Here is a 15,385-nt window from a genome sequence, read left to right on the forward strand (position 1 = left end):
ATTAAAAGTTTTTAGCACCCGGTATCAACATAACAATGAACCGGAGTGTTAGTCCATTTGGAGTGAAATAGCTATGTACGCTGTTTTTCAAAGTGGCGGAAAGCAACATCGTGTTGCTGAAGGTCATACAGTTCGTTTAGAAAAAATTGAAGTTGCTACTGGTGAAACTGTAGAGTTTGATCAAGTATTATTGGTTGCTGATGGTGAGAACGTTCACGTTGGTGCACCTCTAGTTGCAACTGGTAAAGTTGTTGCTGAAGTGGTTAGCCACGGTCGCGGTGAGAAAGTAACTATTCAAAAGTTCAATCGTCGTAAGCATCACGAAAAGAAAATGGGCCATCGTCAATGGTTCACTGAAGTTAAAATCACAGCGATCAGCGCATAATTTAGGAGTCTAACTCATGGCACATAAAAAAGCTGGCGGTTCTACTCGTAACGGCCGCGATTCGGAAAGTAAACGTCTTGGTGTTAAGCGTTTTGGTGGTGAATCAGTTGTAGCTGGTAACATCATCGTTCGTCAACGTGGTACTAAATTCCACGCTGGTGTAAACGTAGGTATTGGTCGTGACCATACTTTGTTTGCATTAACAGACGGTAAAGTTAAGTTTCAAGTAAAAGGTCCTAATAACCGTAAGTTTATTAGCATCGAAGCTTAATCTAGACTCTAATCAGTCTTTGAAAGCCCCGCCTTCTGGCGGGGCTTTTGTGTTTTTTTACTTCATTGTTGATTTAGTTAGCTAGACTTTAGTTTATTAAAAATTAGTGGATTAAATTTACGTGCGGTATTTGCGATGTTTTGCATCGTTGATTATTTATTTTGCAGTAAGCGATTTATGGTGATTGTATCTTCTACGCTTCCCTGCACATCTCAATCTTTTGAGGTTATAATTGACACATTAAGTGGTGTCAGGAGTATGTATGAAGTTTATTGATGAGGCTAAAATCAGAGTTGAAGCGGGTGACGGTGGCAGTGGCTGCGTTAGCTTCAGACGTGAAAAATATGTGCCAGACGGCGGCCCTGATGGTGGTGACGGCGGTGATGGTGGTAGTGTATTTTTAGTCGCAGATGAAAACATGAACACGCTTATTGATTTCCGTTTTGTCAGCTCGCATATTGCTGAGCGTGGTAAAAATGGACGTGGCCGTGATTGTACCGGTCATGGCGGTGAAGATTTAATGCTTAAAGTACCTGTGGGTACGCGTGCTGTTGATTTCGATACTGAAGAATTATTAGGTGATTTGACTACCCATGGCCAAAAGTTACTTGTGGCTAAAGGTGGTTTCCACGGTTTAGGTAATACGCGCTTTAAAAGCAGTACCAACCGTGCGCCGAGACAGAAAACATTAGGTACGCCTGGTGAAGTACGTTTCTTAAAACTGGAATTATTGTTACTTGCTGATGTCGGCCTATTGGGCTTACCAAATGCAGGTAAATCAACCTTTATTCGTGCGGTATCTCGTGCAACACCAAAAGTTGCTGATTATCCGTTTACGACACTAGTACCAAACCTTGGTGTGGTAAGTCCACGACCTGGGCAAAACTTCGTTATCGCCGATATTCCTGGCTTGATTGAAGGTGCCTCAGATGGTGCTGGTCTTGGTATTCGTTTCTTGAAGCATTTGGAACGTTGTCGTGTGTTATTACACATCATCGATATCGATCCTATTGATGGCAGTGATCCGGTTGAATCTGCGCGTTCAATTGTGGCTGAACTTGAAAAGTATTCACCAAAGCTTGCAGCTAAGCCACGTTGGTTAGTCTTTAACAAAATCGATTTATTGCATGAAGATGAACTTGCAGAAAGAATGGATCGCATTGTTAAGGAAATGGATTGGAAGGGTGACATTTACACTATGTCAGCATTCAACCGAACGAACACTAAAGACATTAGCTTAAAACTATTAGATTTCATCAATTCACTTCCTCCTGAAGATGAAGGCACTAGCCCAGATGATGAAGTTGAGTTTAAATGGGATAACTACCATGAAGCTAGCGTTGAATCGGTAAATGAAAATTACGACGACGACTTTGATGATGACTTCGATGACGATGACTACGATGTGGAAATCATTTACCAACGTTAATAGTCGAGAGACAAGTGTACGCAGAAACTCAAAATGATATCACTCGTCTTGTTGTACGAAGTGCACAATTACTTCTAGCCTATGGCGCTGAGTCAGATCTTGTTGAAGAGATCAGTCAGCGCTTAGGTAAAGCGCTGGGTCTTGCCAGCGTTGAACTTTCAATTTCCTCCAACTCCCTTGTACTGACCAGTTTAGTCCATGGCCGCTGTATAACTACAACCCGACGCATTCGAGAGCATGGCATCAATATGAAGGTGGTGTGTGAAGTACAACGCATTTGCCTCTTGGCAGAGCGCGGAGTGTGCAATGCCAAACAAGTTAAACGCCGCTTAGAGATCATTGAGCCTAAGAGTTATCCGGCAAAATATTTGATCCCGATGATTGGGCTATCTTGTGCGAGTTTTTGTCACTTGTTTGGTGGTGATATTACCGCGTGTCTTATTACATTCTGTGCTTCAGCTATTGGTATGTCAGTGCGATTATCATTAGTCAAAAAGCACTTTAATGCACTCATTATCTTTGCCATTACCGCTTTTATCACCACAATCATTGCCCAAATCGGCTTCATCACTGATTTAACCTCAACCCCTAAAACCCCAATGGCTGCCAGTGTGCTGATGCTAGTGCCTGGTTTTCCGTTAATTAATGCGATATCAGATATGGTTAAAGGCCATATGAATGTGGGTATATCTCGCTGGGGCCACGCGACACTCTTAACACTGGCTACTGTCATTGGGATTACACTTTCAATGGCATTGGGTGGGATTTTGTTTATATGAATCTTATTTTAGAATTGCTGCATGATGGACTTTTTTCAGCAATACCAGCGCTAGGCTTTGCGATGTTGTTTAATGTCCCGAAGCGATACTTACCTTTTTGTGCGGTAGCTGGCGCCATAGGGCATAGTTCAAGAAGCCTACTTATGCATTTTGATATGCCCATAGAGTGGGCGACATTTGCAGCTGCAGCCATCGTTGGTATTATTACGATACGCTTTGCTAAGCGTCACCTCGCGCCGCCGCTAATGTATGCTGTTGCAGCTATCATACCCATGGTACCGGGTACCTATGCATACAATACCTTGATAGCTTTGGTACAACTGAGTGTTCAAGAGCAAGTCAGCAGTGATTTAACTTCGATAGTCATTCTTAATGGCCTGAAAACCGTATTCATTCTTGGGGCATTATCAGTCGGCTTAGCAATGCCCTCATTAGTGTATTATCGAACCAGACCTATTATTTAACCCCCGTTTTAGCATCAAATAAGGATTTTTATATGCGCATCGCAATGATAGCCGCCATGGCCAATAATCGTGTCATTGGTAAAGATAATAAAATGCCTTGGCACTTACCTGAAGATTTAAAGCATTTTAAGGCGATGACCTTAGGTAAGCCTGTGGTGATGGGGCGTAAAACCTTTGAATCTATTGGTAGACCGCTTCCAGGTAGACATAATATTGTCATCAGCCGCCAAGCAGATTATCACATTGAAGGCGTTTCATGTGTGAGTTCATTTGAGCAAGCTAAACAACTTGTTACAGATTGTGATGAATTAGTTGTCATTGGTGGTGGGCAGCTCTATAAAGAAATTTTACCGCTGGCCGATATATTATATCTAACCTTCATTGAGCTAACTGTTGATGGCGATACTTTTTTCCCCGAGTGGGATGATGATAGCTGGACGTTACAAGATAAGGTTAATCAGGTTAATGCAGCACAATTGCAATATAGCTTTAACACTTTTGTGAAAAAATGTTAAATTACAAGCTGTTTTACCCTGAATAGAGGTTTACCCTTGATGGTAAGCTGAAAATAATAATACCTACAAAGGAGTATCGGATGCGTTTAATGCCTGTGGCCGTCGCCGTCCTAATTGCAGCATCTTCAGTTTCAACCCCAGCAGTCGCTGATACCGATCAACTTGTGGCAAGTATTTGTGATTACGTTAAATCGAATGATAAAAATCGACTACGTAAAAAACTCAAAGAAAGTCGTGTTAAATTACGTAATATCTATACCGGTGTTTCTTGTGATGGCGCAAGCTTATTAAGAACCGCTTATAATGCAAATTCATTTGAAGTGGGTGAGTACATCGCTAAACGTCTTCCTGCTGGTGATTTAAGTTCACCAGAAGCCGACGGGAAAAGCATTCTTGATTGGGCTAATAGCAATGGCCATAGTGGTAGTGCTATTACTGCTGCAGTTCAAGATCGCATTAATAGTGGTGAGTAAAGCGCATTGATTAATTTGGTGATAGCAATTGTGAATTATCAAATATAATCTTATGCATAAATAAAGTTGATAGCTTTGACTGCCAAAACCGCCTTAGGGCGGTTTTTTGTTGCTTATGGTTTTTATTGCCGCAAATCATTGCTAAGTCATGGCGCTATTAGGCTTTAAAGGCAATAAAAAAGGCTCTAAAGAGCCTTTTCTACATTTAGATACTGTGAGTCGTTAAACTTTAAATTCCTTCACAGAGCTTTGTAGCTCTTCAGACAGCATTGCTACTTGCTGACTTGATTGTGCTGTTTGATCTGCGCCTATGGCGGTTTCTTCTGAAATAGCAGCAATGTGCTCTAGCATTTCAGAGACTTGCTGACTGACCAAGTTTTGCTCTTGAGCGGCTTGGGCAATGTGATTACCAGAGTCGTAAGCTTTATGTACTGACTGACTAATGGTTTCTAAGGCCAAGTTAGCTTGTTCTGTTTTATCGACACAGCTGGTTGCTTGTGTGCGGCCTAATTCCATGACCGTCACTGCTTGTTGTGCACCTTGTTGTAACACTTCAATCATTTGCTGAATTTCGCTAGTCGATTCTTGGGTTCTAGAAGCAAGACTGCGCACTTCATCGGCGACAACAGCAAAACCACGGCCTTGCTCACCCGCGCGGGCAGCTTCAATCGCAGCGTTTAATGCCAGTAAGTTAGTTTGCTCTGCAATACCACGAATTACATCAAGAATAGAGCCGATTGATGCGCTATCAGTATGGACCTTATTGATCACCACGCCCGCTTTAGCGACTTCTTCTGCTAAGGCAAGAATAGTGACTTTATTCTCTTCAGCAAGTGTGCGCATATGCTGAGTTTCTTGATCGGCTTGCTTAATTTGTTCAAGGGCTTGATCGGCGCTCATTGAAACTTGTTGGGCGCTAGAGCTTAGCTCAGTAGTTGCGGTGGCCACTTGATCCACTTGATTTTTTTGCTCTTGAATACCAGATGTAGTTTGGGTGGTTATTGCTGACGTTTCTTCTGCTGCAGCAGCCAACTGATTCGAGCGGTCTAAAATGCCGACGATTAAGTCACTTAAACTATCCACTAAGCTGTTACAGTTTTTAGCTAGTAGCGCGAACTCGTCATGGCCTGAATCATCTAATTTATGAGTTAAATCTCCAGAGGCAAGAATATTTAGCGCCTGGTTTACTTTTTCTAATGAGCGAGTTAATGGTTTCACTACGGCGTAACTGACGATAATTGCCACCACAATGGCCAGAATAACTACCAGCATTGTTTGGATAGTAGCCGAATCGATATTTTTAATTGCATCGTCACTTATTTTAGCTGTGAAGTTTTCAATTTTATTAGCTAGCTCGTTCATTCTAGCATTAACGTCTAAACGGTCTTTATCGGTTGCAGCTAACATTTCGGCAGCGGTTTGATCATGCTTTAGTTGCTGGCCTTTCAAGGTAACTATGGAGTTATTACCTGTCACTAGGGCAAATACAGCATCACTTTCTACGTTTAAATCATTAAGAGTGCTATCGCTAATAATACCGCGGCCTTGTAAGTTGATATGCTCAATCTTTGTGCGGGTATCGTTGAGCATGTACTCTAGCTCATTCACTATTACTTCATATTTAGCGTTTTCTTTAGCGGCAACTAAATCATAAATGGTGGTAATAATATTGATGAAATTACTATCAACGACTCCCGCTGCAGCTGCAATACTTTGTTTAGTGGTATCTTCACTCAACTCTAGATCTATCAGGTCTAATAAAATCGATGATGCATCATCTGCGCTGTCTTCTAAATTATCTCGAAGTTGTAATAGTTGTTCATGTTTTAATAATGCATTTTCATGCTCTATTAGCATTAAAGCGCTATTTCTTTCAAAATTATGGTAGCTGTTTTTAAGCTGAGAAAGGTTACTGGAAAACTCTTGTCTACCAGAAATTAACCCAGTCAAAATATTGAGTTTTTTGTTAAATTCCACTGATTCAGTGTTTATATTTTTTTTGACTGCTGGAATTTGAGCTGATTGATCAGTGTAGTAACCGAATAGAATGTGAATTTGCTGGGCGCTTAAGTTTTGCGTTAATTCACCGGTAGCAGTAAGGGCTGGCAAACTAACTTGTTGTAAGGTGCTAGTACTGTCCTTGATGCTATTGTTGGTGAGCAAAGACACGCCACCTAAAACTATCAAAAGGAGAGTCACAACGGTAAAACCGCCAATCACTCTGGTGGCAACATTAATTTTCATAGCATACTCCGGCTGTTATTATTTTATCCCGAATTTATCTCTTTGATCACTCAGGGCTGTATGATCATTGGAGATCCAATAACTGTATCGGCTTTGTTACTGGAAAGTTTAATTATTTATTTATGATTTTATTTTGTGCTGTTGTATTTTTTCGTTGGTTTCTAAATGCCATAGGGTTAAATGCTCTCCCCAGCAACATCCTGTATCCAGTGCTTGCATATTAGGTTGGTTAACCACGCCCATTAACGCCGCCCAATGACCAAATACCAAAGTGTGGCTTTGTTTTAACGGGGAGTTGAATTCGAACCAAGGCGTGAGTTGTGGTGGTTTGTCTTGAATGGGGGATTTACATTTAAAGTCTAAACTGCCATCAGCAAACAAATAGCGCATTCGCGTTAGGGCATTGATGCAATATCGCAGTCTTGGCAAGCCTATGGCTGTACTGTCCCAGCGCTCTGCATCATCGGTGTACATTTTTGCAATTAGTGAATCGATATAATCATCTTGCTGTAATGCTTGGCTCACCGCATTAGCTTCTGTGAGTAAGGTCGCTAAGTCCCACTGCGGTGGAATGCCTGCATGGCTCATGATGATATTGTGGGAGGGCAGTGTCTGCACCAAGGGTTGCTTTCTTATCCAAGTAATTAAGTCGGGTAAATCATCAGCGCTTAGCAATTCAGCAAGCTTATCTTTGGGGTTGGGCCTTTTAATGTTGCCGTTAAGGGCTAATAGATGCAGGTCGTGATTACCCAAAGATATTTTGGCACTGGCCTCTAATGATTTTAAATAGCGTAAAGTTTGTAAGGAGCCATTACCTCTGGCGACTAAATCGCCGACAGCCCATAGTTCATCCTTTGAAGGGTTAAAGTCCACTTTAGCGAGGATCAGTTGTAATTCTTCAAAACAGCCTTGTATATCGCCAACAAAATAATGTGCCATAGGATTATTGTAGAATCCCTGGGACGGCTAATCTAAATGTTGGGATTGCAGCTTTAAAAGCTTCACCTTGGGCGCTGCTCATGCCGTATGAGCCTTCCATAAAGCCAACGGGTGTTTCTAATACTGTGCCACTTGAGTATTGGTAAGCTGTATTAGGCTCGATAGTCGGTGTTTCTCCGACCACGCCAGGGCCTTGCACTTCACTTTTTTCACCGTTTGAGTCAGTAATAATCCAGTGGCGATCTTTGAGTGTCACTGCAATGTCGCTCAGATTAATGATGGTAATGGTATAACTGAATAAATATTTTGATTCTGCTGCTGATGACTGCTCTTCTAAATAGTTAGTCTCAACTTTTATTTTAATTTTGGGGGCTACAGAGGACATTAAACTTCCTAAAAACGAAAGGGCACTTTCAATGAAAAGTGCCCTTAGAATTATAGATTTTTATCGCAAACTAAATTTGCAAGTGCCACATACTGCTCGACAGTTATTTGCTCCGGTCGAAGAGTCGAATCAATGTTCAGCGCGCTGAACTCATCATCTGTTATCATGTGCTTTAAGTTATTCCGTAGTGTTTTACGGCGCATATTAAAGGCTGTGGTACATAGATGACGTAAAACGGTGACATCTTTACACGGGAATGGTTTTACATCGTATGGCAACAAACGTACCACTGCAGAGTCGACCTTTGGCGCCGGAGTAAAGCTTTGTGGCGGCACTTCAAGTACAGGTACCACTTTACAGTAGTACTGCGCCATCACAGTTAGGCGGCCGTAAGCTTTAGTGCCTGGACTTGCAGAAAGGCGCAAAACCACTTCTTTTTGTAGCATAAAGTGCATGGTTTCAATTATTTCAGCGAACTCAAATAAGTGAAACATTAACGGCGTTGAGATGTTGTACGGTAAATTACCAAATACTTTCATCTTTTTGCCGTCTTGTTGCAACTGGCTAAAGTCGAAGTTCAGTGCATCACCCTGATTGATATTAAGCTTATGCTTTAATACTGGGTGGTTTTCTAAACGCTCGACTAAGTCTCTATCTAATTCGACTACAGTTAAGCAATCAACTGATTCAGCAACAGGTTCAGTTAATGCGCCAAGGCCTGGGCCAATTTCAACCATAACATGGTCATTATCTGGCGAGATGGCGCCCACGATCCGACTGATCACACTTTCATCAGTTAAAAAGTTTTGTCCAAAACGTTTTCTGGCCGTGTGGCCTAAATGTACTTTATTGCTCATTAAAATTTAACTACTTACTTTTGAGGCCAATTCAATGGCTTTATTTAATGCACAGGTAAAACTACCACTATCAGCTTCACCGGTTCCGGCTAGCTCTAAAGCTGTGCCATGATCGACAGAGGTTCTGATATACGGAAGACCTAAGGTAATGTTAACCGATTTTCCAAAACCTAAAGATTTAAGTACTGGAAGTCCTTGGTCATGATACATAGCAAGAACCACATCTGCTTCTTGTAAGTATTTAGGCTGGAATAAAGTATCTGCAGGTAATGGACCTACAATATCAATACCTTGCTCTCTAAGTTCATTCAGAGCAGGGATCATGATATCGATCTCTTCTCGGCCTAAGTGTCCATCTTCACCAGCATGCGGATTAAGGCCGCAGACGAATATTTTAGGTGAAGTAATGCCAAACTTTTGCACTAACTCACTGTGCAAGATTTGTATTATATGATGTAAACGCTCGCGTGTAATGGCTTTTGCAACATAAGCCAGTGGAATGTGGGTGGTCATTAACGCCACCTGCAGACCTGGCGCTGCCAGCATCATTACCACATCTTGGCAATTTGCTTGTAATGCAAAAAATTCAGTATGGCCGCTAAAAGGTATACCCGCTTGATTAATAATGCCTTTATGAACAGGGCCCGTTACCACAGCTTCAAATTCATTGGTCATGTTTTTCTCACCCGCATAACGCAAGGTGTCGACCACATATTCACTGTTAAGCTCATTTAATTTGCCGCATTCAACTTCTGCAGCAAGAGTAAATGGCGCAATGGTTAAGGTGCCAGCTTCCTGAGCCTTAGCAGGTAACGTTGGCTGGTAAGGTCTTAATGTCAGCGGCAAGCCAAGCATTTTTGCTCGGCTAGTTAATAATTCTGGGTCGGCGCAAACAACTAACTCAGCAGGCCATGGCTGCTGAGCAAGTTTAATAACAAGATCTGGGCCGATACTCGCCGGTTCACCCGGCGTAATCGCAATACGTATTGTCATTAAGTTAGCTTAACCTCGAGTACTCTCAGGTTCAAAAACTTCAATATAGGCTTCTGAACGCATTTCATCTAACCAGTTTTGTAGCTCTTCATTGAACTTACGACGATAAATCAACTGGTGAGCACGATTGCTATTAAACTGAGCAGTAGCATCAGTTTTACGTTTTTCTTCAAGTTGAACGATGTGCCATCCATGGGTTGTTCTAAAGGGTTCACTATACTCATTAATTTCTAAGCTTGATAATGTTTGAGCAAACTCAGGTACATATACAGTCGGTTCTGCCCAGCCTAATTCACCACCTTTTGCCCCAGAACCTGGATCTTCAGAGTATTGGCGGGCAAGTGCTGCAAAATCAGCTTCGCCTGAACGAACTTGAGCTAAAAAGCTTTCTAGCATTGCTTTAGCACGATCTTCTGAAAGGATCGGTGATGGTTTCAGCAGAATATGTCGTGATCTTACTTCATTGATTTCTTTGGTTTGCAGGCCGCGAGCGTCCATGATTTTAATAATATGGAAACCTGAGGCACTTTTAATTGGGCCAATGACATCACCAGTTTTAGCGTCAGTTACTACCTCAGCAAACAAGGTTGGCATTTCGTTCACGCTCATGTAATCCCAGATACCACCTTCAAGCGCTTTAGGCCCTGATGAAGATGCGATAGCTGTACGGCGAAAATCTTCACCTTCATTTAAGCGGTCTAATACGATATTCGCCCGTTTGCTCGATGCTTCTAGTTGTTCACTGCTTGGGTTATTTGGCACTTCAATTAAGATATGTCCAACTTGGAACTCGACATCTTTTAAACCTTGCTCTTGGATCATTTTAACTAAGTTACTGATCTCTTGAGGTGAGACTTGAATACGACGCTGAACTTGAATACGTTGGATTTCACCTAGGGTGATTTCTTCACGTAATTGCTCACGGTATTGCGCATAGCTCATGCCTTCGCTTTCAATTTGTTGTTGCATTTGAGAAACCGTTAGCTTTTGCTCTTTAGCAATATTCTCAATGGTTTGATCAAGCTGTAGGTCACCAATAGATAGACCAATACGTTCTGCCATTTGCAATTGCAAGTGAGTCAAAATTAAACGTTCAATAACTTGAGTGCGAAGTGCATTATCTGACGGTAAGCCTTGGCCTGCTTTTAGCGCATTGGCTTTTACCGACGCCACCATATGAGTGATTTCACTTTCAAGAATAATACCCTCATTAATTTGTACTGATACGCGGTCGAGGGGAACTGGCGCCGCGATGGTTACTTGGCTCATTGCCAAAGTAAATAAAGCAAAAATCATTTTCTTACAGTGTTTCATCCACGAAATCCTTGGCACTTTTAGTTTTAATTGCAGTGGAATATATACCACATACAGTGTTGTTATCTTTTATTAGGACTGTTTGTTTTCCAGTAGGTTCAGCAATCTACCACAAATGATGGCTAATTCCTCAAGTAAAGTGGTTTACGATAGTTAAATAATCCGTCATCAAGCATGTCTTCGACACCTAGGGGGCCAGAACCACCTAAGCCTTTAATGATAAAGTTAAGGTATACACCACTTTCAAACTCTTCTCGGGTATCTAAACTTGGATTTAAATCATCATCGTAATTAGTTTTAATGCGGTAATGGTAACTTAAGCGCAATGCCCAGCAGCAAGATTCGTATTGGACACCGGTATAGGTTTCAATATTTCTTGATTCATTTAAGTCGTAATAAAAGTTACCGACAAAATATAAATCATCACTTATTGGCCATGAGGTGCGCATGCCTATTTGAGATATGTTCACTCTGTCATTAGTGTTGGTGTTAAGCAAATCAGGCACATAGCGATAGCTAAACTGTAATAATTTGTCATTACTGGGCCTAAAATCTAAGGTGACTTCACTTTTCTTATTCTCACCGTTTTCAGTATCAAATTGCACAGCACCACTAATAAACCAATCTTGATACATATTGGCATCGATTTCAGCGGCAAGCACAGAGGTTGATGCGTCCGCTTCTATGTCGTTGTAACTATTTATTTTACTATCTTCAATAAACACAATTTGACCTATGCTGAATTTAAATTTTTCAACATTGGACTCATCAAAGAGGCGCGTTGTAACCCCTAAGGTTATTTGATTGGTGTCTGCAATTCTATCTAAACCAGAAAAGCGGCGGTCTCTAAATAAGCCAAAGTAATCTTCTTGTAACTGGGCAGTATCATAAATCCCAATATTAGATTGGTCTTCGTAGCCGACATATAAATATTGAAATTGTGGCTCTAAGGTTTGTTTGTAATTACTGCCAAGCATGGCTAACTGACGTTCAAAATTAATTTGACCGTGAATTCGCACTTGAGGAATGGTTCGGTTAACCGTGTCATCCAGTTCATCATTGCTGTTATTGTTGTCTTGCCAGTATTGGGTTTGCAGTAATTTAACTTCACTGGTCACAGAACCTGCAGGCCCCTGTATCGGCCAGCTTATACTTGGCTCCATATGAAAACGTGTCGCCGTGGCATAGTCATTTTCTGTATGTTGAAAATTGGTTAGCTCAGAATTGAATTTAAAATCTAACCCATTCCAAAAATCATTAGTCTGATAGTTAAAGTTCAGCTGAGGCATAACCTGATAAGGGCTCTCTTCTTCGCCGAGAACTTTAATGTCTTGTACCCGCATGCCGAGGTTCCAATCTCGTTCAAAGTAGCTAATTTCACCAATACGTGAAAGCTGATTATCCGTTGATCGATTAACATCAGAACTGAGATCATTGAAATAGTTATTGTCTGAGACATCTGTAAAGTTAGCTTGTACACGCCAATTGTCATTTATTGCGCCTTGATGGCGCCAATGGTACAGGTAACGGTCAGGGCTATTATCTAACTTGTCGTCATTAGCAAGGAATTCAAAGTTGAATTGACCATTTTGTTGTTCACCGGCTAAGTATCGAAATTCTGTTTTACTGTAAAACCCACGGGCTGACATATAGGTTGGGGTAAAGGTTAAGTCGTATTCTGGGGCGATATTCCAATAATAAGGCACACTGACTTCAACGCCATTGGTGGTACTGGTGCTAAAACTGGGAAATAAGAAGCCTGACTTTCTTTTATCTGAAACCGGAATGGTCATATAGGGGATGTACATAATCGGTACATCGGCTATGCGTAATTTAGCATCCCAGATCTCACCCCATTCTTCACTGCTGTCGATGCGTATTTCTTTGGCTTCAAGGCGCCAAGAGTTATCACCAGGGGGGCAGGTGGTGAAATTGGTGTTACTGAGCTCTAAATTGTTTTGTTCGGTAATTTTTAATTGCTGAGCATCGCCGTTAATTTGTTGGCCATTAAGCCAATACTTAGCCCCAGTAAGGGTGGCGCTGTTGGTCAGCATTTGCGCATTTAATGAATCTGCGGTTACGGTAAATTGCTCATCACTGAAAATCAGATTGCCATTAGCATCTAATTGTTCATTTTTTTGATCTAAGATGGCTTCGTCAGCACTGATATGGCGACTACCTTGGCTGAAACTGACATTACCAGAAAAATGGGCTTTATCGCCCATGGCTGCTTCAGAGCGATCGGAAATAATGACAATATCTTCAGCTGAAATATTGCTAATGCTATCACGGTCGTTTATTGACGGTGAAACGGGGGCCTGCACTGCACACTGAAGCTGAGCCTCTTCAATTTCAGGAGACTCTTGTGCCAAGACTAGGTTTGGTAACAGGCTTAATGCCAGGAAATAACGGATCTGCATGTTAATAATTGATTATGAATTCTTAGTCTAGACAAAATGAATTGAAAAAAGAGCCACAGCTAACATTTTATCTTTAGCTGTTTCCAAATGTTATGTTGGCTATAATAAAGCAATTTTTACATAAGAGCCATTGAGATGAGTTTATCTGATACAAGATTTATTTTACTGAGTAAGTGGTTAAGTCAACATTTCAACACAGATATCACCCCAACACTCATTTGTGGTGATGCCAGTTTTCGTCGTTATTTTCGCGTTCAGCATTTAGCAAATACGTATATCGTCTCTGATTCGCCTGTTGAACTGGTACCTATAGCGCCCTTTATTGAGCTAGCAGCTGCATACGCACAATCAGGATTAAAGGTACCTGAAGTTATAGCACAAGATGATATTAACGGCTTTGTATTGCAGTCAGATTTAGGCGATGAGCAACTCATAACACGCCTGAATGACCAATCTGTGATTGATTTTTATCAGCAAGCGTTAGGGTTATTGCCGCAAGTGGCACAGGTTAAGTCCACCATTAAGGGGGATTTACCGCAATACGATGCCGCTTTTGTGCAGCGAGAGTTAGCCATTTTTACCGAGTGGCTGTTATCGAAGCATTTGCAATTAACCCTGAGTGAAGATGAGCATGGCATTATCGAGAATGCTTTTGGGGTGTTAACCGCCAATGCAATTGAGCAGCCTAGTGTCGGAATGCACCGTGATTTTCATTGCCGCAATATTCTCATAAATCAGCAACAATTAGCCTTAATTGATTTTCAAGATGCGGTGATTGGCCCTGTTACCTATGATGCGGTGTCATTACTGCGAGACTGTTATGTGAGATGGCCAGATGCTGTGGTTAATCAGCTTCAAATGGATCATTTTAATTTATGTATTCAGCATGGATTAATTGATGATGGTGTAAGCTTTAGCCAATATCAGCGCTGGTTTGATTTAATGGGAATGCAGCGCCACATAAAAGCCGCCGGCATTTTTGTACGGCTGAATTTGCGTGATGGCAAAGCCGGTTATTTGAAGGATATTCCACTTACCCTTAGTTACATCGTTGATATTGCCGCTTTATACCCAGAGCTACAAGACTTTGGTCAATGGTTGCAACAAAAGGTGCTAACGCATTTTACTGCAGATGCGACAGATCAATGATATTCGTGCGGCTACCGTTAATATACACAGATAAGCTTAACCTTATGGACATTAAAATATGAAAGCCATGATTTTGGCTGCGGGTCGTGGTGAGCGATTACGACCGCTTACAGATTCACTTCCCAAACCTTTGGTTGCAGCAGCGGGTAAACCGCTAATTGTTTACCATTTAGAAAAGTTAGCCGCCGCTGGTATCAAAGAAGTTGTCATCAACCATGCTTGGTTAGGGCATAAATTAGTACAAGCGCTAGGCAATGGCAGTCAGTGGGGGCTCACTATTAACTATAGTGCTGAAGAGAACGCCTTAGAAACTGCTGGCGGTATTAAACAAGCCTTAAGCCTATTAGGTGACGAAGCTTTTTTGGTTATCAATGGCGATATATATATCGATGAACTGCCTGATATCACCCAGGCAATGGCGCAATTAAAAGCAGAACCCGCATTAGAGGCTTTTTTATGGTTAGTTGATAATCCTCAGCATAACCCAGAAGGTGATTTTGCGATTATTGGAGCGCAATTAGCGCAAGCGGGTGCCAATAAGCTAACCTATTCAGGCATGGGGATTTATCATCCCAAAATGTTTGCTGACATTGGCGCTGGTAAGCAAGCCTTAGGGCCATTATTACGTCACAAAATGGCTGATAAAAAGATTATCGGTAGTCGTACCAGTACTTACTGGTGTGATGTAGGTACCATTGAGCGGTTAGACTTGTTAACAAACTACTTGGCAACAGGCACCATATCGGCAGAAACGTAAATTGTAAGCAA

At 41.5% G+C, this 15,385-nt stretch carries 16 protein-coding genes; 9 read left to right on the forward strand and 7 right to left on the reverse strand.

The window, feature by feature from the left end:
• The first annotated feature begins 73 nt into the window (after positions 1 to 73).
• The 7 genes from rplU to AB4140_RS05400 all read left to right on the forward strand — a co-directional run bounded on the left by rplU (position 74) and on the right by AB4140_RS05400 (position 4,316).
• Positions 74 to 385, forward strand: a complete 312-nt coding sequence (gene rplU / locus AB4140_RS05370; RefSeq protein ID WP_076541221.1) for a 50S ribosomal protein L21 — start codon at positions 74 to 76, stop codon at positions 383 to 385.
• A 16-nt stretch (positions 386 to 401) separates the two neighbouring features.
• The gene (gene rpmA / locus AB4140_RS05375; RefSeq protein WP_055024328.1) at positions 402 to 656 is read left to right on the forward strand and encodes a 50S ribosomal protein L27; all 255 of its coding nucleotides are present in this window, start codon (positions 402 to 404) and stop codon (positions 654 to 656) included.
• Between the two features lie 262 nt (positions 657 to 918).
• Positions 919 to 2,085: an Obg family GTPase CgtA gene (gene cgtA, locus AB4140_RS05380; protein WP_076541219.1), complete on the forward strand. Its 1,167-nt coding sequence runs from the start codon at positions 919 to 921 to the stop codon at positions 2,083 to 2,085.
• Positions 2,086 to 2,099: 14 nt separating this feature from the next.
• On the forward strand, positions 2,100 to 2,864 hold the full coding sequence (locus AB4140_RS05385) for a threonine/serine exporter ThrE family protein (RefSeq protein ID WP_102438865.1): 765 nt from the start codon (positions 2,100 to 2,102) through the stop codon (positions 2,862 to 2,864).
• Positions 2,861 to 3,328, forward strand: a complete 468-nt coding sequence (locus AB4140_RS05390; RefSeq protein ID WP_102438863.1) for a threonine/serine exporter family protein — start codon at positions 2,861 to 2,863, stop codon at positions 3,326 to 3,328. The genes AB4140_RS05385 and AB4140_RS05390 overlap by 4 nt, the downstream gene beginning before the upstream one ends.
• Before the next feature lie 32 nt (positions 3,329 to 3,360).
• A complete protein-coding gene (folA, locus tag AB4140_RS05395) occupies positions 3,361 to 3,843 on the forward strand; it encodes a type 3 dihydrofolate reductase (RefSeq protein WP_102475568.1) in 483 nt (160 codons plus the stop codon).
• 80 nt (positions 3,844 to 3,923) lie between these two features.
• Positions 3,924 to 4,316, forward strand: coding sequence for a DUF3718 domain-containing protein (locus AB4140_RS05400; protein ID WP_102438859.1), 393 nt, complete (start codon positions 3,924 to 3,926; stop codon positions 4,314 to 4,316).
• A gap of 222 nt (positions 4,317 to 4,538) precedes the next feature.
• Here the strand turns inward: AB4140_RS05400 and AB4140_RS05405 are convergent, their stop codons facing one another.
• The 7 genes from AB4140_RS05405 to lptD all read right to left on the reverse strand — a co-directional run bounded on the left by AB4140_RS05405 (position 4,539) and on the right by lptD (position 13,468).
• Positions 4,539 to 6,560 carry a methyl-accepting chemotaxis protein gene (locus AB4140_RS05405; protein ID WP_372000070.1) on the reverse strand — a complete coding sequence of 674 codons (2,022 nt, stop codon included), beginning with the start codon at positions 6,558 to 6,560 and terminating at the stop codon, positions 4,539 to 4,541.
• Between the two features lie 120 nt (positions 6,561 to 6,680).
• Positions 6,681 to 7,499: a symmetrical bis(5'-nucleosyl)-tetraphosphatase gene (locus AB4140_RS05410; protein ID WP_102475566.1), complete on the reverse strand. Its 819-nt coding sequence runs from the start codon at positions 7,497 to 7,499 to the stop codon at positions 6,681 to 6,683.
• A gap of 4 nt (positions 7,500 to 7,503) precedes the next feature.
• Positions 7,504 to 7,884, reverse strand: coding sequence for a Co2+/Mg2+ efflux protein ApaG (apaG, locus tag AB4140_RS05415; protein WP_102438854.1), 381 nt, complete (start codon positions 7,882 to 7,884; stop codon positions 7,504 to 7,506).
• 50 nt (positions 7,885 to 7,934) lie between these two features.
• Positions 7,935 to 8,741, reverse strand: a complete 807-nt coding sequence (rsmA, locus tag AB4140_RS05420) for a 16S rRNA (adenine(1518)-N(6)/adenine(1519)-N(6))-dimethyltransferase RsmA (RefSeq protein ID WP_076541204.1) — start codon at positions 8,739 to 8,741, stop codon at positions 7,935 to 7,937.
• A gap of 6 nt (positions 8,742 to 8,747) precedes the next feature.
• A complete protein-coding gene (gene pdxA / locus AB4140_RS05425; RefSeq protein ID WP_102438852.1) occupies positions 8,748 to 9,734 on the reverse strand; it encodes a 4-hydroxythreonine-4-phosphate dehydrogenase PdxA in 987 nt (328 codons plus the stop codon).
• A gap of 9 nt (positions 9,735 to 9,743) precedes the next feature.
• On the reverse strand, positions 9,744 to 11,048 hold the full coding sequence (gene surA / locus AB4140_RS05430) for a peptidylprolyl isomerase SurA (RefSeq protein ID WP_102438850.1): 1,305 nt from the start codon (positions 11,046 to 11,048) through the stop codon (positions 9,744 to 9,746).
• A 122-nt stretch (positions 11,049 to 11,170) separates the two neighbouring features.
• Positions 11,171 to 13,468: an LPS assembly protein LptD gene (lptD, locus tag AB4140_RS05435; protein ID WP_102475565.1), complete on the reverse strand. Its 2,298-nt coding sequence runs from the start codon at positions 13,466 to 13,468 to the stop codon at positions 11,171 to 11,173.
• Positions 13,469 to 13,603: 135 nt separating this feature from the next.
• On the opposite strand from lptD, the gene AB4140_RS05440 reads away from it, so the two are divergent.
• Positions 13,604 to 14,617 (forward strand): aminoglycoside phosphotransferase family protein, encoded by a 1,014-nt coding sequence (locus AB4140_RS05440; protein ID WP_372000073.1) that lies wholly within the window; start codon positions 13,604 to 13,606, stop codon positions 14,615 to 14,617.
• Positions 14,618 to 14,675: 58 nt separating this feature from the next.
• A complete protein-coding gene (gene murU / locus AB4140_RS05445; protein WP_102475564.1) occupies positions 14,676 to 15,374 on the forward strand; it encodes an N-acetylmuramate alpha-1-phosphate uridylyltransferase MurU in 699 nt (232 codons plus the stop codon).
• Positions 15,375 to 15,385: the final 11 nt, after the last annotated feature.

It is taken from the genome of Shewanella sp. 10N.286.51.B2, from assembly GCF_041469265.1.
In the GTDB taxonomy this organism is placed as follows: Bacteria; Pseudomonadota; Gammaproteobacteria; order Enterobacterales; family Shewanellaceae; genus Shewanella.

What these genes read in the sequence shown, in the direction of transcription:
- pdxA (WP_102438852.1), bottom strand. Translation starts at nt 9,734, where the DNA reads ATGACAATACGTATTGCGATTACGCCGGGTGAACCGGCGAGTATCGGC.
- AB4140_RS05405 (WP_372000070.1), bottom strand. Translation starts at nt 6,560, where the DNA reads ATGAAAATTAATGTTGCCACCAGAGTGATTGGCGGTTTTACCGTTGTG.
- rplU (WP_076541221.1), top strand. Translation starts at nt 74, where the DNA reads ATGTACGCTGTTTTTCAAAGTGGCGGAAAGCAACATCGTGTTGCTGAA.
- lptD (WP_102475565.1), bottom strand. Translation starts at nt 13,468, where the DNA reads ATGCAGATCCGTTATTTCCTGGCATTAAGCCTGTTACCAAACCTAGTC.
- AB4140_RS05410 (WP_102475566.1), bottom strand. Translation starts at nt 7,499, where the DNA reads ATGGCACATTATTTTGTTGGCGATATACAAGGCTGTTTTGAAGAATTA.
- AB4140_RS05400 (WP_102438859.1), top strand. Translation starts at nt 3,924, where the DNA reads ATGCGTTTAATGCCTGTGGCCGTCGCCGTCCTAATTGCAGCATCTTCA.
- rpmA (WP_055024328.1), top strand. Translation starts at nt 402, where the DNA reads ATGGCACATAAAAAAGCTGGCGGTTCTACTCGTAACGGCCGCGATTCG.
- AB4140_RS05390 (WP_102438863.1), top strand. Translation starts at nt 2,861, where the DNA reads ATGAATCTTATTTTAGAATTGCTGCATGATGGACTTTTTTCAGCAATA.
- apaG (WP_102438854.1), bottom strand. Translation starts at nt 7,884, where the DNA reads ATGTCCTCTGTAGCCCCCAAAATTAAAATAAAAGTTGAGACTAACTAT.
- murU (WP_102475564.1), top strand. Translation starts at nt 14,676, where the DNA reads ATGAAAGCCATGATTTTGGCTGCGGGTCGTGGTGAGCGATTACGACCG.
- folA (WP_102475568.1), top strand. Translation starts at nt 3,361, where the DNA reads ATGCGCATCGCAATGATAGCCGCCATGGCCAATAATCGTGTCATTGGT.
- AB4140_RS05440 (WP_372000073.1), top strand. Translation starts at nt 13,604, where the DNA reads ATGAGTTTATCTGATACAAGATTTATTTTACTGAGTAAGTGGTTAAGT.
- cgtA (WP_076541219.1), top strand. Translation starts at nt 919, where the DNA reads ATGAAGTTTATTGATGAGGCTAAAATCAGAGTTGAAGCGGGTGACGGT.
- rsmA (WP_076541204.1), bottom strand. Translation starts at nt 8,741, where the DNA reads ATGAGCAATAAAGTACATTTAGGCCACACGGCCAGAAAACGTTTTGGA.
- surA (WP_102438850.1), bottom strand. Translation starts at nt 11,048, where the DNA reads ATGAAACACTGTAAGAAAATGATTTTTGCTTTATTTACTTTGGCAATG.